The following is a 20,775-nucleotide window of genomic DNA, read 5'->3' as shown; positions in this document are numbered from 1 at the left end:
GTCTGCGCGATTATGGCCCCGCGCATTTTTTTGGCCAGTTCATCAGGTATCTTATAATAATACTTGATGTTGTCATATGATCCATTAAGATCACATTAAAGCCATCCGTCAACCCCCTGCATAGGGTAGGCCCGAGGATTTGTGAGAGGCGCATGAAAACAAAGCAAAATACGCTTTACGTTGGGTCACTTGCCAAGGGGCTGCGGCTTTTGCGGGCATTCGACGAAAGCCATAGTGAGCTTTCCCTATCGGAACTGGCCGCGCGAACCGGCCTTGATAAAAGCGCCACGCAGCGTCTTGCCAACACGCTTCATATCGAAGGGATGCTGAACAAGGACCCCGGTACACGGCGGTTTCGCCCCTCGCATGCCTGGCTTGAAATGGCCTATGCCTATTACTGGTCCGATCCGCTTGTCGGGCAGGCGATGCCCAAGCTCATCAGCCTTAGTCAGGAGTTGATGGAAACCGTGAATCTTGCGGAAATGTCGGGCGATCACATCATTTATGTGAGTCGCCTGCCGTGCAAGCGGACATATTTTGCCGCGACGGTGATCGGGCGGCGTTTGCCGGCGCTTTCGACATCGGCGGGGCGCGTTATTCTTGCGACCTATCCCGAGGAAGAGCGGCGCGCGGCGGTCGATGACTGGCCGATTCGGGTCTTTACCCCGAATACCACGCTGGACCGCGAAAATATCCGCGCCAGTGTCGAAGATGCGGTGCATGATGGCTATGCCATTTCGCAAGGTCAGATGATTCTGAATGAGATGGCAGTCGCGACGCCGATCATCGGCCCCGACGGGCGCGCCCTTGCGGCGGTGCAATGCTCGGTTTCGGCGCATACTTGGACCAAGGAAAAGATCGTGGCAGAGATTCTGCCCAAGCTTCAGGACACTGCCAACGCGATTTCGCCATCATTCCAGTCGCAGCGCGCGCTTTAGGCGGGCGGTTCTTGCGAGAATGGGCAAAACCCGGGGGAGGCCGTCTATACTGATGGTTTCACTGATTGGGGAACTCCAGAATGATCCTTGGCCAATTGCAGCGAGCCATCCATGATGATCGGCTTGGGGTTCTTGATACGCCGTTCGGGCGGTTCCGTGTCAAGGCGCCGTACATTCGCCGCTGCCCTTAGAAGATCAAACCGCAAGCCGTTCTGGCTGAGCCGCTATCGGCGTTTACCCAATTCCCCGCTATACGGCACGGACCTGCCCCCTTTTTTCAGAACGACAGCGGCGCATTGTCCTTGACTTCTTTCAGGACAAAGAACGTCCGGATCTGGCGTACCCCCGGCAAGGTGATCAGTTGCCGCCCGTGCAGCAGGTTGAACCCGGCCATATCGCGGACACGGAGTTTCAGCAGGTAATCGAAGTCGCCCGCGACCAGATTGCAATCCAGCACCTCTTTCATTGCGCCCACCGCCTTTTCAAATTCGGCAAAACTTTCCGGCGTGGACCGATCCAGCACCACACCCACCATGACCAGTGCGCCAAGACCCACAGCGACGGGAGCCACCTGCGCGCGGACGGCGGTGATGAAGCCTTCTTCCATCAACCGCTGCGTGCGGCGGTGGCAGGTCGCGGCGCTGACATTGACCAGTTTCGCCAGATCGGCATTGGCGATCCGCCCGTCCTTCTGCAGCGCCCGAAGTATGTTGCGGTCGATTCGGTCCAGCTCTTGTGTGGAAGGTTCTTTCATTTTTTCCTCATAAACTGTGAGAATTGGCAACTTAAGTAAACTTCAATCATCATAACAGCAAAAAATTAGCCAAACTATGAAACATAAATCCTGAACATTCCTGTTACAGTTTCTGCAATTGGAACCTTAGGAGAAACCCGCATGTCGCTTCTTACGAAATTCGAACGCTACCCGCTGACCTACGGCCCCACGCCGATCGAACATCTTCCCCGCCTGACTGAGGCACTCGGCGGCAAGGTGCAGATCTATGCCAAGCGCGATGACTGCAATTCGGGCCTTGCGATGGGCGGCAACAAGCTGCGCAAACTGGAATACATCGTGCCGGATGCCATCAAGTCGGGCGCGGATACGCTGGTTTCCATCGGCGGCGTGCAGTCGAACCACACGCGGATGGTGGCGGCGACGGCGGCGAAGATCGGCATGAAATGCGTGGTCGTGCAAGAAAAATGGGTGCCCCATTTTGACGCCGTCTATGACCGGGTCGGCAACATCCTGATGACCCGCCTGATGGGCGCGGATTCGCGGCTGGTGGACGATGGCTTTGACATCGGCATCCGGCAAAGCTGGGAAAACGCAATCCAGTCGGTGCGCGACGCGGGCGGTGTGCCCTATGCCATTCCGGCGGGGGCGAGCGTGCACAAATACGGCGCGCTTGGCTATATCGGCTTTGCCGAGGAAGTGGCCGAGCAGGAAAAGGCGCTGGGGTTCACCTTCGACTACATTGTGGTCTGCGTGGTCACCGGGTCAACGCAAGCCGGCATGATCGTGGGTTTTGCGGCGCAGGACCGCGCCCAGACCGTGATCGGTATCGACGCCTCCGGCACCCCCGAGCAGACCCGTGCGCAGGTGCGCCAGATTGTCGACAATTCGGCCGAGTTGGTGAGCCTTGGCCGCAAGGTGCGCGAAGATGAGATCGTCATCAACCCCGACTATGCCTATCCGGCCTATGGCGTTCCCTCAGATGAAACGAACGACGCCATTCGCCTCGCCGCGCGGACTGAGGCGATGATCACCGACCCGGTTTATGAGGGCAAGTCGATGCAGGGCATGATCGACCTGACCCGCAACGGCTTCTTCCCCGAAGGCTCGCGCGTGCTTTACGCCCATCTGGGTGGTGCGCCCGCGATCAACGGCTACAGCTATTATTACAAGGAAGGCTGAGGTCCCATGCCCGCCGATTTCCCACATCTGAAGACCATCGAACAGCGGCTTTTGTGGCTGTCTCACTGGATGATCCACCACGCCAACCACATCCAACCCAAGGTGGACGGGATCAAAATCGGCGGGCATCAGGCGTCTTCGGCGTCGATGGTGTCAATCCTGACGGCGCTCTATTTCCACACGTTGCGGCCCGAGGACCGGGTGGCGGTCAAGCCCCATGCCTCGCCGGTCTTTCATGCGATCCAGTATCTGATGGGTCAGCAGACCCGTGAGAAGATGCAGAACTTCCGGGGCTACGGCGGGGTGCAAAGCTACCCCAGCCGGACCAAGGATGTGGACGATGTGGATTTCTCAACCGGGTCCGTGGGGCTCGGAGTGGCGATCACCTCCTTCGCCTCGCTGGTGCAGGATTATATCGCCGCCAAAAACTGGGGCAAAGGTCTTTCGTTGGGCCGGATGGTTGCGCTGGTCGGCGATGCCGAACTGGACGAGGGTAACATCTACGAGGCCCTGCAGGAGGGCTGGAAGAACGACCTTCGCAACACATGGTGGATCATCGACTACAACCGGCAGTCCTTGGATGGCATCGTGCGCGAAGGCCTCTTCGCCCGGATCGAGAAGATCTTTGATGCCTTCGGCTGGGATGTGGTGCGGGTGAAATACGGTGCCCTGCAACGCGCCGCCTTTGCAGAACCGGGGGGCAGCGCCTTGCGTGACTGGATCGACCATTGCCCGAACCAACAATACGCCGCTCTGACCTTTATGGGCGGTGCCGTCTGGCGCAAGCGACTGATGGAGGATCTGGGCGATCAGGGCGATGTCAGCGCGCTAATCGACCGGCGCACCGACGCCGAGCTTGCCGCGCTGATGGAGAACCTCGGCGGCAACTGCGTTGAGACTATGGCCGAGATTTTCGCCTCTGTAACACATGACCGCCCAACCTGTTTCCTAGCCTATACGATCAAGGGCTGGGGCACGCCGATCGCTGGGCACAAGGACAACCACGGCGGGCTGATGAACCCGACCCAATTCGCTGCGTGGCAAACCCACATGGGCGTGCCAAAGGGCCAGGAATGGGAGCCTTTCGTTGCTGTCCCCGATGTCCGCGGCCTTCAGGAATTCCTGTCCAAGGTTCCCTTCTTCGCCAAGGGCCGTCGCCGCTATAACGATGACCGCATCGTCGTGCCGTCCATTGCGCTGGACACCGACCGCGAGATTTCCACCCAAGCCGCCTTTGGCAAAATCCTCGACCAATTGTCGAAGGGTGACAGTGACTTGGCCGCGCGGATCGTCACCACCTCGCCTGATGTCACCGGCACAACCAACCTTGGCCCCTGGGTCAACCGGCGCAAGCTTTTTGCCCGCAAGCCCCAGGCCGATGCCTTTATCGAACACCGCATCCCATCGACCGCCAAGTGGGATTTTGCGCCCGAAGGCCAGCATATCGAACTGGGCATCGCCGAGATGAACCTGTTCCTGCTCCTCGGCGCGGCGGGCCTGTCGCACAGCCTGTTCGGCAAGCGGCTTTTCCCCATCGGCACGGTTTACGATCCCTTCGTGCATCGGGGTTTGGATGCCTTGAACTACGCCTGCTATCAGGACGCGCGCTTTATCATCGTCGGCACCCCCTCGGGCGTGACGCTGGCACCGGAAGGCGGCGCGCACCAGTCCATCGGCACGCCCCTGACCGGCATGTCGCAGGACGGATTGGCTGCGTTCGAGCCAGCCTTTGCCGATGAGTTGGCGGTGATTATGGAATGGGCTTTTGATTACCTGCAGCGCGATGGCGACAGCAATCCGGACGAACGCACTTGGCTGCGGGATGAAACCGGCGGCTCGGTCTACCTGCGCTTGACCACCAACCCATTGGAACAGCCCGGCAAGCGCCACGACGAAGCTTTCAGGCAGGGCGCCATCGACGGGGCCTACTGGCTGCGCAAGCCGGGGCCGAATTGCGAGGTCGTGATTGCCTATCAGGGGGCCGTCGCCCCCGAGGCCATCGCCGCCGCCGGGATCATCGGCGAACACCGCCGCGATATCGGCGTGCTGGCCGTCACCTCATCTGATCGGCTGAATGCGGGCTGGGCGGCGGCTCAGCGCGCCCGCGCGCGGGGCAATACCCAAGCCCGCAGCCACATTGAGACGCTCCTGGCCGATCTGCCCCGCGACTGTCTCTTTATCACCGTGATCGACGGCCATCCCGCCACGCTGGCCTGGCTGGGGTCGGTCGGCGGGCACCGGACCGTGTCGCACGGGGTCGAACATTTCGGCCAGACCGGCACCATCGGTGACCTTTATCGGCATTTCGGGCTGGATCGCAATTCCTTGGCGCATGCGGTGCTGGCCCTGTCGCAGGGGGACCGCTCTGCGCTTGCCGCATTGCGCAGCCTGCTGCCATCATGATCCATTCCCGTCAAATGTGCTTGCGACCATGATACATGCCCTTGACCAAGGATTGCGCGCCTTAAATCCGTTCCCGCCGGGATTGACGAGGGCCGAGCGACAAGAGACCCCTAGACGACGTTGTGGTCTCGATCTGTAGCAAGTAGCACTGACCGTGGCGCGCAATCGACGCGGCTGGCGACATCCGCGGTATTCGCGTGTAATCCCGTCAAAGCGCGAAGACTGCAAAGCGGTTTTCAAGAAACTGGATGCCAAGTTTGGCGAACCGAGGACCGTGACCACCGACAAATTGTTGAGCCACATCAAACAGATCAAAACATTGACCCCGGACGCCGCCCACCGCGTGCACAAGGGTCTGAATAACGCACCGCAACCCCATACCGCCTCGCCCGCTTGGATGGCTCCTCGGCCTCCGGGCCGACGACATCGCAGAAATGGGCGTTTGTGCAGGACGGTCCACCAGTTCGTGGTTTAACCCAAATAATTTGGCAATAACGTCTACCAAGAAAAGTCCTGAAGGTGTCCGGACGGTGGACGTGCAGACAACAAAATTGATTCAACCATTTGCAAAATCGGTGTACCCTCGGAACTGCCCCATTGCCGGGCTGTTTTCCATGATAAATTAAAGGGGATCCATTTTGAAAAACATTGCATCCAACCCGCCCGTTACGCTGACCGTGTCCTTCGACGGGGCCACGCCCATCACCAAGACCTGCGATTTGTTGGTAATCGCCTGCGAGCCGCGCAAACTTGCGGGCATCTGCGACTATACAGCCGCCGAACAGGCGGTCTTTGGCAAATTGACCAACTATACCTTTCACACCACGCTGGTACGCGTGCAGGTGCCTACACCAGCACCCCAATACGGCATCATCCTTGCGCCCACGGAAATTACCACTATGGCGGGCCATGTCAGCGGCTACCGCAATGAAACTGCCAAGCAATTCTCGCTCGAGACGGCCAATGGAATGACCGAAAACCTTGTAACCGTCTATCAATTGCAAGGCCCCGCTGATCCGCCAATGACCGAGGCCGAATTTCTGGCAAATCTCGAACAAACCCTGCCTAACCTAGAGTGGTGGCCCTATCCTGATTACGAGATCGTCACCGACACAACCGGGGCGCCGGTCGATCTGTGCACGCCCTATTTCGACCATTTTGACAATGACGGGCTACGGGCGGGCGGGCCGTGGAATTATCTGGATCTTCAGGGCAAGAACAACACGCTGTTTGTCCACGGCTCGACCTGCTTTGAATCCGTGCTGCAATGCTGGCAATACGGCGGCCTCTTGCTTGATCAGGAGCAGAAATTGGTCTGGTCTCTGCCCGCAGATAAGGCCGCCCCGATTGTCGTCCTGGGGGCAGGTCCCTCAGGCATGATGTTCGCCCATCGGCTGCAAGGGTTGGGCTATACCAATGTCGAGATTCTCGAATCCACCGACCGTTTTGGCGGCAAGACCCACACCGTCACCTATGATCTGCCTTCGCCCAACGGCCAGCCTACCGCGTGCGAGCTAGGCACCTGCTATTTGTCCCCTGCCTATAACCATATGGCAGAGCATTTCGCGGCCTCCGGGTTCATGACGGGTAATATTCGTGAGGGCATGTATCTGACCAAGGATCATCAGGATCCGGCGGGCAAAACCATCCGCGCCATGGTGACAACCGGGCAGTTTCCCGGCGTGCCCGCCCCGGCCACGCTGATGGATTATGACGAATATACGCTGCTAAAGGGTTATTACGAGGCAAATCAGCCCTTTGCCGATCCGCAAAACTGGCTTGCCGGGTTCGATGCGGACAAGGTGAAGGCCGAGATTTTTGTCCGATTGGCGGAATATGATGTGTTGCTGGCTCTCTATCGTGGTCTGACCTTGCCGATGCCACTAAGCGCTCCGACAAAATTGCTGCAATACGATAGCTTTTACGATTTCCTCGCCAAGAACGACTTGCTGATTCTGACGGGAATGCTGGAATATGCCTATTCGGTGCAGGGGTATGGCCCGTTGAAACAGATCCCCGCCTATTACGGCATGATCTGGATTTCCCTGCCTTTGACGCTAGGCCTGATCTTTAGCGACAAGCCCGCTGTTACTGTCCTCTCAAAAGGTTGGCTGGATATATGGACGCAAATGGCGCCCACGCTAAACATCTCGCGAAATGCTCAGGTGACAAAGATCACCCGCATGTCCTAAAGATAGGCTGCGGACAGGGCACCGCGACGAAGGGGACAAAGGTGAAGGCGCTGGAGCGTAAGGCGACAACCATCGCCGCCGCGGATGTGGTTGGGTTTTCTCGCCTCGTTGCATTTGACGAGGACGTGGTCTTTGACCGCTTGCGAAGCTTGCGTGAGACTGTCATCAATCCGGCTATCGCCACACACGGCGGACGTGTTGTCAAAACCATGGGCGACGGGCTACTCGTTGAATTTCCGGGGCCCGCCGCCGCCATCTATGCCTCTCTTGCGGCACAACGTGCTATTGCAGCGCATGAGTTGCACCAGCCTGAACACCTGCGAATTCGTCTTCGGGTGGGCATCAATCACGGCAGCGTATTGATCGACGGCTCGGATGTTTTGGGCGATGTGGTGAATATCGCGGCACGTCTCGAAACGCTGTCGGCCCCCGGCGGGATATGTATTTCGCGCACCGTGCGCGATATGCTGGCGCAAGATGTCAGCCTGACCATCACAGGGCAGGGCATGCAATATGTGCGCAATATTCCCGCACCGGTTGAGGTCTGGCACGTTGCCACCGGGGTCGAGGCCGAGAGCCGCAGCACCGTTACCCAGAGTGCCGATCGCCCCTCGGTGATTGTGCTGCCGTTTGATAATCTGTCTTCGGCGGTCGAGGACGGCTTTCTGGCAGACGGCATCGCTGAGGATCTGATCAACGAACTTTCGCGCTTTCGCTCACTCTTTGTCATCGCGCGTGGTTCGTCCTTTGCCTATAAGGACCGGGCGCAAGATATGCGCCAGATTGCGCAGGATATGCGTGTGCGGTATGTTGTGAAAGGCTCGGTGCGCCGCGCCGGTACCCGCCTTCGCGTCACGGCGCAACTCATCGAAGCAGAAACCGGTCATCAAATCTGGTCAGATCGATATGACCGCGACATGGCTGATCTCTTTGAGCTTCAGGATGACATCACGCGCAGCATTGTAACCGGGCTCACCCCGGAAATCGGAGCACATGAACGCGCCATGTCCCGGGCCAAACCAACCGAGAGCCTCTCGGCATGGGAGATGTGCCAGCGTGGTTTGACGGAAATCGACATGCGGACCACCGGTGGGATTCGCAGCGCGACCGCGCTCTTTCACGCGGCTGCCGAGGCCGATCCGACCTATGCGCTGCCCCACGCGCTGATCGGTCGGGTGCATGCCGTCCGCATCTATTCAGGTCGCAGCCGCAATCCCCGCGAGGATGTGATCAAAGGCATGCACCACGCCAACCGGGCTATCGAACTCGATGACCGTCTTGAACTGGGCCATATCACGCTGGCGCAGCTTTTGACTCTGCAAGGCCAAGAGACGGATGCGCGCGAGGCGCTGGCGCGTGCTCGGGCTCTTAATCACAATGACGCGCTGATTTACAACGCCCAAACATTCATCAACCTATTTCAAAAGAACCCCGACACCCACGAGATGGAAGAAGCTGGTCTGGAGGCCATTCGCCTCAGCCCGCAAGACCCCATGCTGTGGTCGTTCAACTGGATGCTCGTCGTTGCAATCTGGATGCGCGACATGCATCTGAGCGAAAACACGCGCAAATATCTGGAACCGGCGGCGCGCAATCCCGGGGCAGAGGCCTTTGTGCACTCCGCCTATGCGGTCCTGTCGCTGCGTGCACAAGACATCGACACCGCCCGACGCGCCCTGGACCAAGCCTTGGCCGTTCGACCTGATTTCTCACTTGAGGTGATCAAATATGGGTTCCACTTCCCGAAGTGGCCCGTTTTGGTGGCCGGCATAAAGGACGATCTGGAAACGCTTGTTTCGATGGGGCTACCGCGTCGGTGATGCAAAGGCTCGCGTGATGTGATACCCTATGTAGATTACTGTTCGCCCCCAATTGGATCAGCACATCTTTCGCGGAGCCCCTCGATTTCAAGGCCCACCGTCACGCACATTGCCCGAGGTGTTTCATGACGAGCATTTTCGATTTCAGTCTCTTTTTGATTCTGTTTCAAATCAAACACTATCTTGGCGATTTTCAGCTCCAGACGGGATGGATGGCCAACAACAAGGGCCGATATGGGCATCCGTCCGGGATCATGCACGCCGGGCTGCACGGTGCGCTGAGCTTGCCCATCCTGCTCTGGTTCGTCTTGCCATGGGAATTTGCCCTTGGCCTCGCTCTGATGGAAACGCTGGTGCATTATCACATCGACTGGGCCAAGGCGCGCCGGGTGCGCCAACGTGGCGTCAACGAGGCTGCACCTCGCTTTTGGCACTATCTCGGCCTTGATCAGGCCGCGCATCAGCTAACCTATATCGCGCTTTTTGCGGTGGCTGCTGGAAACGCGCCCTGATCAGATTGAGAGTTGTGGCCACGAGGATCATTGCCCGAACGACAAACCCATATCCCAGAATGCGACCTCAAGACGGGTTGCCGTGGTAAACCGCTGGCAGAGCCGCGACCAAGCCGGAGTGGTGTCCGGTGTATCCCCAAGGCGCCGCGCAACCGCACCATCAAACAGGGTGCCCGCATCGCGACAAACCTGTTGATACCCGTCCCCGGCATAGGTGTTGATCCAATCGGCATAGGGATGCTCTGATGCCACATGCGGCCCAAGCCGTGATCCGATTTCGCCATAGCCCATCACGCATGGGGCAAGCGCCGCAATCAAGTCGAGAAAGTTACCCGAATGCCCGGCATCAAGCACATAGCGCGTATAGGCAAGATTGGCGGGATGTTCCTCGGCGCTGTAAAGGTCATGTTCGCTCAGCCCCGCCTTGGCGCAGGTTTTTACATGCAGGCTGAGTTCATGATTGACCAGCGCATCGACCGTGCTCGCGCAGGCGCGCATCTCTTCGAGCGCATCCGCCTTGGTCACGGCCAGAGCCCACGCCCGGGCGAAATGGATGAGAAAAACATAATCCTGCACCAGATAGCCCAGAAACGCCGTGCGCGGCAGCGTGCCCTCGCGCAGCCCTTCGACAAAGGCGTGGTGGGTGTAGTCCTGCCAGATTGTCCCCGCCGCATCACGCAGACGGGGAAAGGTCACTCCGTAATCATGGGTCATTCTGCGTTCAGGTCCATGGCAAGGCCCGAGACGGGTGTCGGGTTCTCGATCATCCCGGTGTCGATCAGGAACTGCTCGAACCGCTTGTAGCGTGCGTGATCCAGCGCCGCGGGGCGAGTGGCAAAGCGGGGAAAGGTGTCAGCCCATGCTTTTTCATTCAGCTCATCCTGCAACTCGGGTGAGGTGCCTGCGAAAATCTCCCAGCTTTCTTGGGGGTGGTTCATGATGTACTGCGTCGCGCGTTCCGTGGCGAAGAGGAAGCGACGGATCATATCTGAATCCATCATCTCGGGATTGGCGACATAGATCAACTCATCATAGGCAGGAATACCCTCTTCCTCGATGTAGAAACAGCGCCCCGCTACGCCTTCAATTTCCATCTGGTTCAGTTCGAAATTGCGATAGGCCCCGATCACCGCATCCACCTGACCGGACATGAGCGAGGGCGAGAGTGACCAATTCACGCTAACCAGTTCGATATCGCTCAGACTGTGGCCGTGTTGTGCGAGGATGGTGGATAAAAGCACCTCTTCCACACCGGCCACAGAGAACCCCACTTTGCGCCCCTTGAGGTCAGCGGTGGATTTGATTGGTCCATCCTCCAGTACCAGCAAGCAATTGAGCGGGGTGGCAACCAGTGTGCCAACGCGCCGCAAAGGCAGCCCGTTTTCTATCTGCATATGCAATTGCGGTTGATAGGAAATCGCCAAATCGGCCTGACCGGCCGCGACCATTTTGGGCGGGTCCGACGGATCGGCGGGGGCAATCACCTCGACCTCAAGCCCGGCGTCTTTGAAATAACCCAGCTCTTCGGCAACGATGATCGGACCGTGATCCGGGTTCACGAACCAATCAAGCATCAGGGTCATCCTATCTTGCGCCATGGCCGGGTTGGCCATCAGGGCAAGGAACAGGGCGAAGTATTTCATCGGGCAGTCTCCTTTTGAACATCGCCAAGGGCGATTAATGCAATTTCGCCGCCCCAGTGCCGACGTAGTCGGCACGCGGCCTGCCAAGACCGAAGACCGGACCGACAGGCAAGGACGGCACGACCCGTTTGGGGGCGGGTATGAGGGTGATCGAAATCGGCCACGCCAAGGCGATGTGCGTTTGGCAAGGCGGGTCCAGCCTCTTGCGCCGCACGCAGATCAACAACCCAGTCATCCGGCGCAATCTGGGCCGCAGCCATAAAACCAAAGCCATCCTCTGGTTCGGGCGCGCCATCAAAGCGAAAGCCACCAAAGCGATTGCCAATCGCCTCGAATGTGACGAGTTGCCCCAACGGGTCAGGCTCTATTCCGGCCAAAACTGCCAATGCCATCTGCGCCTGTAGCGCGCCCATCACGCCTACGGCGGGCCCCAAAACACCATCGGCGTCACAGCTTCCAAGGCGATCCGGGAGGTCGGGAAAGACCGCACGCAAAGACGGCGCGTGGCCACAAAACCCACCGCAATAGCCAGAGGTGCCGACGATAGAGGCGCTGATCAGCGGTACGTTCAGAGTGGAACAGATATCTGACAAGATATAGCTCGCGGCAAAGCTATCGGCGCAATCAAGCACAAGATCGACCTCGCCTACCTGATCCGGCGCATTCAATGGGTCAAGCGGCTCTAACACGGGGAAGATCGTACAATCTGGGTTGAGCGCGGCCATGTGCGTGGCGGCGATCTCTGCCTTGGGCAAGCCGATATCGGTCATGCGGAACAGGGTTTGTCGGTGCAGGTTGCTGAGGCTTACCCGGTCGCCATCCATCAGCGTGATCCGCCCCACACCCGCACCCACGAGGTATTGCAACACCGGTGCCGCCAGCCCGCCCGCGCCGACAACCAGAATATGCGCAGATCCCAGCCTGTCCTGTGCGGCTGCGCCGAATTCAGACAAGGCAATCTGGCGGGCATACCTGCTCATCGACATGCCTCCATCCACTGGCGCATGCGCCCCTCGGGATCGGGATTGAGGGTGATATCGGTCACGGCGGAAACCACATCCGCCCCGGCCTCAAACGCGCCCGCCGCACGCTCCACCGACATGCCGCCAATGGCGATCAACGGAATATCGCCGCTCAGCCGTTTCCACTCGGTCAGCTTATCCAGCCCTTGCTCGTGCCATTGCATCTTTTTCAGAATTGTTGGGTAAACCGGGCCAAGTGCCAGGTAGTCAGGGCCGAACGTCAACGCGCGGTCCAACTCGGCGTGGTCATGAGTGCTCAGCCCCAAACGTATCCCTGCGCGTCGGATCGCGGGAATGTCAGCCACATCCAGATCCTCTTGCCCGAGGTGAACCCAATCACAGCCCGCATCAATCGCCAATTGCCAATGGTCATTGATCACGAGCATCGCACCCCGCGCGCGACACAGGCTCTGAGCCCGCTCGATTTCGTTCCTGAGTAGATTGTGGGGCAGATCCTTGATTCGCAGTTGGACCAGCCTCACCCCAAGCGGAAGCGCCCGGCTGAGCCATCCAACACTGTCGAAAATCGGATAAAAGCGCGGGAGTTGCATCACAGAAACGCCTTGCCCAGAATGGGGGTGGAGGGCGCCGCCATATCGCGCGGTTCCATCGGGTCGGCCTCAAAGGCCAGTCGTCCTGCTTGTAGTGCCCGGGCAAAACCCTCGGCCATCATGACCGGATCGCCTGCCTTGGCGACGGCAGTGTTGAGCAGGATTGCATCATAGCCCAGTTCCATCGCATGCGCCGCTTGCGATGGCAGACCAAGGCCTGCATCAATCACCAGTGGCAGATCGGGAAAATGCGCGCGAAGCGAACGTAAGCCGTATATATTGTTGAGGCCAAGCCCGGTTCCAATCGGTGCCCCCCAAGGCATCAGCACCTGACATCCCGCCTCGATCAGCCGTTCACAAAGCACAAGGTCCTCGGTGCAATAGGGAAACACCTGAAACCCGTCATCGGTCAGGATGCGTGCCGCCTCGACAAGCCCAAACGGATCCGGCTGCAACGTATCGGCATGGCCAATCACCTCAAGCTTGATCCAGTTGGTGTCAAACAGTTCCCGTGCCATCTGCGCCGTTGTCACCGCCTCTCGCACCGAATGGCACCCGGCAGTGTTGGGCAAGACATGCACGCCCAAATCCCGGATCATGTCCCAAAATGCCTGACCCGCACGTTCGCCACCCGCCTCGCGGCGCACGGAAACTGTAGCGATCCCTGCACCAGAACGACGAAACGCCTCAGCGAGTATCGCGGGCGAAGGATACTGCGCCGTGCCGAGCATGAGGCGCGATGTGACCTCTGTACCGTAAAACCGTGGCATCTTATCCTCCTTGGCGCGGTGCGACGATTTCGATCCGGTCGCCACTGTTTAGAGGCTGTTTTTCGCGCAGAGTTGCAGGCACAAAGACCTCATTAATCGCGGTTGCAATCTTGGAGTCCCCGTATCCCAACGCGACCAACAGAGCGCCGAGCGTTGTCACCTCTGTATCCTGCGCGACGCCGTTAACTGTAATCTTCATGGTAAAACTCCGGAGTTTCGTTGCAGCCCTGCACAAGCGCTGCTGTCATTTTGGCCACTGCTGGCGACAACAAAAATCCGTGCCGAAAGAGGCCATTCACATGAAGGGAATCGCCCGTGCGGGTGATGCGCGGCAGGTTGTCGGGAAAGGCAGGCCGGGCATCGGCGCCGATTTCCAGCACCTCCGCCTCACCAAAGGCCGGATGCAGCGCATAGGCGGCAGAGAGCAGTTCCATCACGGAGCGCACCGAGGCGCGGCCACGCTGTTCGCTCTCGATCTGCGTGGCACCCAACATAAAGATACCATCGCCACGCGGTACGATATAGAGCGGAAAGCGTGGGTGCAGTAGCCGAATAGGCCGGTTTAGGGTCACATCCGGTGCGTTCAGGATCACCATCTCTCCCTTGACGCCACGCAACTCGGGCAGGCTGTCCCGCGCGGCCAATCCTCGGCAATCGATCACAGAACCATGTGGGGCATCCGCGTTCTGCTCAAACACCACGCCCGCCTGTTCCAACCGCGCCCTCAGATGTGCAAGTGCCGCGCGCGGGTTGATATGCGCCTCACCTTCGAAGTACAGCGCGCGGTCGTGTCGCTCTGCCAAGAATGGCTCTAACTCGGCTAAATTTGTGCCTGAGACGAACCGATGCCCTTTGGTCCGTCGGGCGAATTGATCAAGCTCGCGTCGGTCCCGTTGCAAGGTCACGACGAGTGACCCCCGCCGCTCGACCTTTACGCCCTGCGCCGCCCACCAATCCGCGGCCTCTTGGCCCAAGCGTACAACGGGTTCTTCTGCGCTGAAGCCCTCACAAAACGGCGCCAGCATGCCGCCTGCCCACCACGAGCACGCAGTTGGTCCCGGTACAGGCGCGGGGTCACGCAGAATGACCGGCACGCCACGTGCTGTCAGCTCTGTGGCGACGCAGAGGCCCACGATGCCAGCGCCCCGAATGGTGATTGCTTTGCTCATCTCCAGACCTCGTGAAAATGATGTACTGGCCCATGCCCCTTGCCGATCTCGAGCTGATCGGCACCCGTGATTGCCTGATGCAGCCAGCCATGTGCGCTTTCAACGGCTTTGCGCAGGATTTGTCCCTGTGCAAGCTTCGCCGCTATCGCCGAGGACAGGGTGCACCCCGTGCCATGGGTGTTGCGTGTCGAAATTCGAGGCGCATCATGGCGGGTCACTTCCTCCGCAATCAGCCAGTCGGTACAGACGTCGCCTTGCGCGTGTCCACCTTTCATCAGCACCGCCTTGACACCCATATCTCGCAGCCTTTGACCTTGGCTTTGCATGTCGGCGTCATTCTTGGCCTCGGGCATCCTCAAAAGGCTGGCAGCCTCAGGCAGATTGGGGGTCAAGAGTTCTGCGCGCGGCAGCAGCAGCGCAATCAAGGCCTCTCGCGCCGTGTCCGGGAGCAGCTTTGCCCCGGATTTGGCAACCATCACGGGATCCAACACAATAGGGCCAGAATAGTCCGCCAGAGCCTCTGCCACCGTTTCGATCAGGCTGGCGTCACCCAACATGCCAATCTTGATGCAATCGACCCTGATATCGCCCAAAACTGCCGCTATTTGGGCCGCAACCGTTGCATTCGGGATAGGGTGTACGTCTGTGACCGCGCAGGTGTTTTGGGCTGTCACGGCGGTAATCACACTCGTGCCATAAACACCAAGTGCCGAGAAGGTCTTGAGATCTGCCTGAATGCCGGCCCCTCCGCCGCTATCGGAGCCTGCTATTGTCAATGCGGTCGCCACCATCTGACAGTCCTCTTAATTTCAAGGGGAAAGGACGGAGGGCGCGCGCTGCGTGCTGAGGTCCGTTCCCTACGCCGGTATCAACCAGATCAGGTTCGATGGGTTGACAAGGTGTCTCTCAGCCCACAGCACGGGCACCCCAACGGATATGCCAAATAGCTAACAGCCGATTTCCAATGCTGCAAGAGGAAGATTGCGAGACAGAAAATGTCGCAAACAGCACTCAAACCGGCGTGTAATCGCGTCAGGGTGAATACATTCCCTTTGCAGAAGGCTTTCCCGATGTCCTTTACTCCTGTCCCGCACCAGTTTGATCCGGTCGCGCGATTTGCTCTCGATCCTTTGCTCTCGATTCCTGAGTTCGTGCTCGAACAAATGGCTGTCCTGCTCGTTGACACGCTCGGGGTTACAGCGGGGGCGGCCGTGTTGGAGGTGGGCCAGATCGCGCGTGACTTTGCAGTCGAGTTTCATGCTGCGAACAGCGCCAGGCACAGCGCAACCTTGCTCTTTGACGGGCGGCGCTGCGCGATGCCTGGCGCCGCTTGGGCCTTGGCCACGCAGATTGACAATCTTGACGGGCATGATGGATATAACCCCACCAAGGGGCATATTGGATGCGCACTTGTCCCCGCCCTTTTCAGCTTTGCCGAACAATTGCCAAACCTGACGGGACGGCAGGCGCTGACGGCGCTTGCTATGGGGTATGAGGTGGCTGCGCGGGCAGGCGTTGCTCTGCATGCCACCGCCAGCGACTATCACACCTCCGGCGCGTGGAACGCCTTGGGTGTCGCGGCTCTTGGGGCGCGTCTTCGTGGGCAAACACCCGAGGTATTGCGACAGGCCATGGGCATTGCCGAGTACCACGGGCCGCGCAGCCAGATGATGCGCGAAATTGCCAGTCCGACGATGCTGCATGATGGTTCCGGCATGGGCGCACTGGTCGGAGTTTCGTCTCTGATCCTTGCCGAACGTGGTTTTACCGGTGCGCCCGCGATTACGATCGAGGGCGAGAATGTGACACATATCTGGGCGGATCTGGGGCATGATTGGACGATCCCGCGCAATTACATCAAACCCTATCCAATCTGCCGTTGGGCGCATGGCGCGCTCGAAGGGGTTCGTGTGCTCATGGTCGAACATGGGGTCATTGCCTCCGATATCGAGAGGCTGGAGGTTGCAACCTTTGCCGAGTCTGCCGCGCTCTATCCCGGACTTCCGACGACAACGAGCGAGGCGCAGTATTCGCTTGGCTTTGCGCTGGCAACATTGCTGGTGCATGGCCGGATCGGCCCGGAGCATATCACGGGTGCGGGTCTAAGAGACCCACAGGTCGCAGAATTGCACGCACGTATTTGTGTCCGTGAGGAACCGCGCCATTCCGCCAAATTCCCGGCGGGGCGTTGGTCGGACGTAACCGCGCATTTGCGGGATGGGCGCGTCATCAGATCGGGCGATGTCAACGCTCGCGGCGGCCCCGAGGCACCGATGCCCGAAGCCGATATTCGCGCCAAGCTAACAGCGATGGCGGGTCATGTATTGTCTGATGGGCGCATCGACGCACTCTGGGATATGAAACAGAGACTGTTACGGCCCAAAACTTTATTTTCTGAGCTTGCCGAACTGGTCACACCTGCCTGTGACAGATAGCGAAAAAGGCCCCGCCGTGATGGCGGGGCAGGTGAATGGTGCCCGAGAAAGTCAGGCCTTGGGCACCGGCGGTGTCTCGGGGGATCAGTTGGGGCGCTCTTCCATTTCCGAGCGGATTTGCTGACGCAATATGTCAATGGGCACCACTTTACCTTCGCGTTTGAAGCACCAGTAGGTCCAGCCGTTGCAGGACGGCGCTCCCTCAAGATGGGCACCGACCTGATGGATCGAGCCTTTGATGCTATCCGCAACCAAAGTACCATCGGCGCGCACCTTGGCGGCGCATTTCCCGTTCATTGAGGTGAGCATTTCACCGGGTCGCAGCATCCCACGTTCGATCAACTGTCCAAAGGGCACGCGCGGCTCTGCGCGTTTAGAGGTCGTGACCTGAAGCGCGTCGCGGTCAAATTTGCGAATGTTCGCCAGTCGCTTTTCAGCCACCTTGCGATAGGCTGCCTCGCGCTCGATCCCGATGTAATCGCGGCCCAGCATCTTGGCCACGGCCCCGGTGGTGCCGGTGCCAAAGAACGGGTCTAAAATCACATCTCCGGGATTGGTCGATCCGACCAGAACGCGGTGCAGCAAGCTCTCGGGTTTCTGGGTCGGATGCGCCTTATCGCCTTTGTCATCCTTGAGGCGTTCATGCCCGGTGCAGAGCGGGAGCACCCAATCCGAGCGCATTTGCACCCCGTCATTGAGCGATTTCAATGCCTCATAGTTGAAGGTGTATTTCGCGCCTTCTGACTTCGAGGCCCAGATCATCGTCTCATGCGCATTGGTCAGGCGCTTGCCGCGAAAATTCGGCATCGGGTTGGATTTGCGCCAGATGACATCGTTCAGGATCCAATAGCCCGCGTCCTGCAACGCCGCACCTACCCGAAAGATGTTGTGATAAGAGCCGATTACCCAGATTGCCCCGTTGGGCTTGAGCAATCGGCGTGCCGCCTTGAGCCAGTCTTGGGTGAACTTGTCGTAGGCGGCGAAACTTGCGAACTGATCCCAAGCATCATCGACCGCATCCACCTGGCTGTTGTCGGGGCGATGCAGATCACCCTTGAGCTGGAGGTTATAGGGCGGATCGGCAAAGATGAGATCAACGCTTGCCTCTGGCAAGCTGTTCATCACCTCGATGCAATCACCGGCAATAATCGTGTTAAGAGGGAGCGCAGGCGCGCTCTTGGCTTTGGTCATTGTTGTCATCTTCTGCCTCTGTCCCGGCGCTTGTGCGCTCTGATGGTTGAGCACCAAGATGAGTCAAAGCTGATTCGCCGTCAATTTCTTTTTTGAATCAGGGGGTTAGTTATTCTTCTTGATACAATATATTGTGCACTGGTTTGAACGAACGTCTATGGTGTGGGGTTACCCCAATATTTAGAAGCGCCTCTTTGTGGCTTTTGGACGGGTATCCGGCGTTTCGCTCCCACCCGTAGCCGGGGAACTGTTGCGCTAAATCCCACATGATCTGATCGCGCCTGATTTTTGCCACAATTGAGGCCGCCGCAATCGAGACAGAGACCGCATCGCCACGCACAATGGCTCGGGCAGGGAGGATCAGATCGCGCGGGATCAGATTGCCATCGATCAGAGCCAGATCAGGTGCCGGATCGAGACCCGCAAGCGCCCGTTCCATTGCCAGATGTGACGCGCGCAGGATATTGAGCCGGTCAATCTCTTCGACGCTGGCATGCGCAACACTGACCTGCGCAGACGCAAGTATCACCTCACAGAGTGCGGCACGGCGCGCGGCGCTCAGCTTTTTAGAGTCGTTCAGCCCTTCGGGAATGTTGCGAGGGTCAAGTATCACAGCAGCGGCCGTTACGGGACCGGCCAGCGGGCCGCGCCCGACCTCATCCACACCGGCGATGCGGAGGAAACCCTCGGACAGGGCGGCGCGTTCGTGGCTGAAATCGGGACCGGGCATGATCTGTCGTCGCATGAACGGCGGGCAAATGCAAAGGGAGGGGCGCGTGCCCCTACCGTTCATTCCTCTGAGATCTGGATCAGTAATAGCCGTATTGGTTCAAACAGCGATCCCGGTAAATGACCCGATGCTGCCCGCCCACGTGAACCTCACAGGCCGATGGCAGGCCATTGTAGCCGTAGCGATGGCTGAGACAGCGGCCTGAGTAACCGGCGCGATTGCCCGCATAGACCCGACAGGCTCCCGGAAGATTGACCCGCCGCTCATGGCCAAAACGGCGGCGGTCATCATGCCGGGATCCGTGGTAGCGGTCATGATCATCACGATATCTGTCGTGATCGTAATCGCGGTAATCACGCGACGAGACATTGCCCCGGTAAGGATCGTCGTCGCGTCGATTGTTGCCGTTATTGGCAATTGCCGCCCCCACGATCGCCCCAAGGGCGAGCCCGGCGATGAGGTTGCGATTGTCGCTGCGATCGCGGGCAACTGCGGGTGTAGCGGTGACAGCGGTCAGCGCGAGTGCGCCAGCCATGAGGGCGGAGGTGATTTTGCTGAACATGGATGTCTCCCTTCACAGGCGTTGGGATTAGTTGCGGTGATCGTCGCGGTTGTAGGGGATGGTATTGGCCCGCGCGCGCCGCGGGATCGGGCTGGTCTCTGGACGTCGGGTTTCATGGTACTCATGCTGCGAGCGGTACTGCTGGTGATTGTCGTACTGATAGCGGTTCTGGCTCTGGCGATGTGGCTTGTAATGGTGCTGCGCGTGGCCGTGGTTGCGGAAGTTCTGAGGATGATGCTTGTGGTGGTTTTTGGGCGCGTAGCGATACTGCTGCTGGTAGCCGTAGTCGCGCGCAGCATAGTCCCGGCGGCGATCACGGTCTCGATTGCGATCACGGTCATCGGCAACCGCAGCGCCAAGAATGGCCAGTGCGGCCACGCCGGCGATGATGGCGGTGGTCTCGCCCCGGCTCTGTGCCTGCGCCGGTGTCGTGGTCAGGCTGGTGACGGCCAGAGCCGTGCCGACGATAAGCGCGATGAACTTGCGATGCATGGTCATTCCTTTCGGGTTGTCTTCGGTAATTTCTATGCGTCGGTCCGCGTGACCGGTCGCCATGACCTCAAACTGGGGTCGGTCCGCCAAGACAGGCAATAACGCCCTGATGATATCAGATAACACGCCGTTTCACGGTCACTCCGTCGCACAAGTTATTGAATAGCCGTGGTGCTTGGCGCATCTTGGCCGCATGATACAGATCACACGCCCCCTCATTCTTGCCTTTGGCCTTGTCCTTGCCGCAACCTCGGCACAGGCGGCCTGTCAGGTGGAGTACAAGGCCAAGCGCGACAAACCGCTTGAGCTCTTTTACGATGTAACAACTGTCAACGCGCCCTGTGCCTCGGCTGAGGCCGCGTTGCGGGCAAAACTGGCACAACGCGGGCTTACCTTGCTCAAGGTGCTGTCGAAGAAGGAAAACTAATTT

The 20,775-nt window shown here is 59.0% G+C and carries 21 protein-coding genes and 1 riboswitch; of the genes, 8 read left to right on the top strand and 13 right to left on the bottom strand.

The window, feature by feature from the left end; all coding sequences use genetic code 11:
* Positions 1-152: 152 nt before the first annotated feature.
* Entirely contained in the window at positions 153-938 is a 786-nt protein-coding gene (locus ACN0SW_RS05015) for an IclR family transcriptional regulator (RefSeq protein ID WP_417726812.1), read from the top strand.
* Between the two features lie 277 nt (positions 939-1,215).
* Here the strand turns inward: ACN0SW_RS05015 and ACN0SW_RS05010 are convergent, their stop codons facing one another.
* Positions 1,216-1,692, bottom strand: a complete 477-nt coding sequence (locus ACN0SW_RS05010) for an Lrp/AsnC family transcriptional regulator (protein ID WP_417726811.1) — start codon at positions 1,690-1,692, stop codon at positions 1,216-1,218.
* Between the two features lie 141 nt (positions 1,693-1,833).
* Between ACN0SW_RS05010 and ACN0SW_RS05005 the strand changes: the two genes are divergently transcribed.
* The 5 genes from ACN0SW_RS05005 to ACN0SW_RS04985 all read left to right on the top strand — a co-directional run bounded on the left by ACN0SW_RS05005 (position 1,834) and on the right by ACN0SW_RS04985 (position 9,780).
* On the top strand, positions 1,834-2,853 hold the full coding sequence (locus ACN0SW_RS05005; protein WP_417726810.1) for a 1-aminocyclopropane-1-carboxylate deaminase: 1,020 nt from the start codon (positions 1,834-1,836) through the stop codon (positions 2,851-2,853).
* Between the two features lie 6 nt (positions 2,854-2,859).
* Positions 2,860-5,256 carry a 1-deoxy-D-xylulose-5-phosphate synthase N-terminal domain-containing protein gene (locus ACN0SW_RS05000; RefSeq protein ID WP_417726809.1) on the top strand — a complete coding sequence of 799 codons (2,397 nt, stop codon included), beginning with the start codon at positions 2,860-2,862 and terminating at the stop codon, positions 5,254-5,256.
* A gap of 638 nt (positions 5,257-5,894) precedes the next feature.
* Positions 5,895-7,448 carry an NAD(P)-binding protein gene (locus ACN0SW_RS04995; protein ID WP_417726808.1) on the top strand — a complete coding sequence of 518 codons (1,554 nt, stop codon included), beginning with the start codon at positions 5,895-5,897 and terminating at the stop codon, positions 7,446-7,448.
* Between the two features lie 41 nt (positions 7,449-7,489).
* Complete coding sequence (locus tag ACN0SW_RS04990; protein WP_417726807.1) at positions 7,490-9,268, top strand: adenylate/guanylate cyclase domain-containing protein; 1,779 nt, start codon at positions 7,490-7,492, stop codon at positions 9,266-9,268.
* Positions 9,269-9,393: 125 nt separating this feature from the next.
* Positions 9,394-9,780: a DUF3307 domain-containing protein gene (locus ACN0SW_RS04985; RefSeq protein WP_417726806.1), complete on the top strand. Its 387-nt coding sequence runs from the start codon at positions 9,394-9,396 to the stop codon at positions 9,778-9,780.
* 27 nt (positions 9,781-9,807) lie between these two features.
* Here ACN0SW_RS04985 and tenA read toward each other — a convergent pair whose 3' ends face one another.
* Genes tenA through thiD form a run of 8 tightly spaced genes read right to left on the bottom strand, consistent with a single transcriptional unit; the run spans position 9,808 to position 15,726 of the window.
* Complete coding sequence (tenA, locus tag ACN0SW_RS04980) at positions 9,808-10,494, bottom strand: thiaminase II (RefSeq protein WP_417726805.1); 687 nt, start codon at positions 10,492-10,494, stop codon at positions 9,808-9,810.
* Positions 10,491-11,423, bottom strand: coding sequence for an ABC transporter substrate-binding protein (locus ACN0SW_RS04975; protein WP_417726804.1), 933 nt, complete (start codon positions 11,421-11,423; stop codon positions 10,491-10,493). Before ACN0SW_RS04975 ends, tenA begins: the two co-directional genes overlap by 4 nt.
* Positions 11,420-12,403 (bottom strand): ThiF family adenylyltransferase, encoded by a 984-nt coding sequence (locus ACN0SW_RS04970; protein ID WP_417726921.1) that lies wholly within the window; start codon positions 12,401-12,403, stop codon positions 11,420-11,422. The genes ACN0SW_RS04975 and ACN0SW_RS04970 overlap by 4 nt, the downstream gene beginning before the upstream one ends.
* Positions 12,400-12,996, bottom strand: coding sequence for a thiamine phosphate synthase (locus ACN0SW_RS04965; protein WP_417726803.1), 597 nt, complete (start codon positions 12,994-12,996; stop codon positions 12,400-12,402). The genes ACN0SW_RS04970 and ACN0SW_RS04965 overlap by 4 nt, the downstream gene beginning before the upstream one ends.
* Entirely contained in the window at positions 12,996-13,766 is a 771-nt protein-coding gene (locus ACN0SW_RS04960; protein WP_417726802.1) for a thiazole synthase, read from the bottom strand. Before ACN0SW_RS04960 ends, ACN0SW_RS04965 begins: the two co-directional genes overlap by 1 nt.
* Before the next feature lies 1 nt (position 13,767).
* Positions 13,768-13,965: a sulfur carrier protein ThiS gene (gene thiS, locus ACN0SW_RS04955; RefSeq protein WP_417726801.1), complete on the bottom strand. Its 198-nt coding sequence runs from the start codon at positions 13,963-13,965 to the stop codon at positions 13,768-13,770.
* Entirely contained in the window at positions 13,949-14,935 is a 987-nt protein-coding gene (locus ACN0SW_RS04950; protein WP_417726800.1) for an FAD-dependent oxidoreductase, read from the bottom strand. The genes thiS and ACN0SW_RS04950 overlap by 17 nt, the downstream gene beginning before the upstream one ends.
* The gene (gene thiD, locus ACN0SW_RS04945; RefSeq protein WP_417726799.1) at positions 14,932-15,726 is read right to left on the bottom strand and encodes a bifunctional hydroxymethylpyrimidine kinase/phosphomethylpyrimidine kinase; all 795 of its coding nucleotides are present in this window, start codon (positions 15,724-15,726) and stop codon (positions 14,932-14,934) included. The genes ACN0SW_RS04950 and thiD overlap by 4 nt, the downstream gene beginning before the upstream one ends.
* Positions 15,727-15,772: 46 nt before the next feature.
* Positions 15,773-15,875, bottom strand: a riboswitch (TPP riboswitch).
* 130 nt (positions 15,876-16,005) lie between these two features.
* On the opposite strand from thiD, the gene ACN0SW_RS04940 reads away from it, so the two are divergent.
* Complete coding sequence (locus ACN0SW_RS04940; RefSeq protein ID WP_417726798.1) at positions 16,006-17,370, top strand: MmgE/PrpD family protein; 1,365 nt, start codon at positions 16,006-16,008, stop codon at positions 17,368-17,370.
* 84 nt (positions 17,371-17,454) lie between these two features.
* Here the strand turns inward: ACN0SW_RS04940 and ACN0SW_RS04935 are convergent, their stop codons facing one another.
* From ACN0SW_RS04935 to ACN0SW_RS04920, 4 genes are all read right to left on the bottom strand, one after another.
* A complete protein-coding gene (locus tag ACN0SW_RS04935) occupies positions 17,455-18,570 on the bottom strand; it encodes a site-specific DNA-methyltransferase (RefSeq protein ID WP_417726797.1) in 1,116 nt (371 codons plus the stop codon).
* Positions 18,571-18,670: 100 nt separating this feature from the next.
* The gene (locus tag ACN0SW_RS04930) at positions 18,671-19,291 is read right to left on the bottom strand and encodes a ribonuclease HII (RefSeq protein WP_417726796.1); all 621 of its coding nucleotides are present in this window, start codon (positions 19,289-19,291) and stop codon (positions 18,671-18,673) included.
* A gap of 79 nt (positions 19,292-19,370) precedes the next feature.
* A complete protein-coding gene (locus tag ACN0SW_RS04925) occupies positions 19,371-19,853 on the bottom strand; it encodes a hypothetical protein (protein WP_417726795.1) in 483 nt (160 codons plus the stop codon).
* Positions 19,854-19,880: 27 nt separating this feature from the next.
* On the bottom strand, positions 19,881-20,351 hold the full coding sequence (locus ACN0SW_RS04920) for a hypothetical protein (protein ID WP_417726794.1): 471 nt from the start codon (positions 20,349-20,351) through the stop codon (positions 19,881-19,883).
* A 187-nt stretch (positions 20,352-20,538) separates the two neighbouring features.
* On the opposite strand from ACN0SW_RS04920, the gene ACN0SW_RS04915 reads away from it, so the two are divergent.
* Positions 20,539-20,772: a hypothetical protein gene (locus ACN0SW_RS04915; RefSeq protein WP_417726793.1), complete on the top strand. Its 234-nt coding sequence runs from the start codon at positions 20,539-20,541 to the stop codon at positions 20,770-20,772.
* The last annotated feature ends 3 nt before the right edge of the window (positions 20,773-20,775 follow it).

The organism is Roseovarius sp., assembly GCF_048262375.1.
Lineage (GTDB): Bacteria > Pseudomonadota > Alphaproteobacteria > Rhodobacterales > Rhodobacteraceae > Roseovarius.
This window is presented reverse-complemented; position numbering and strand designations above follow the sequence as displayed.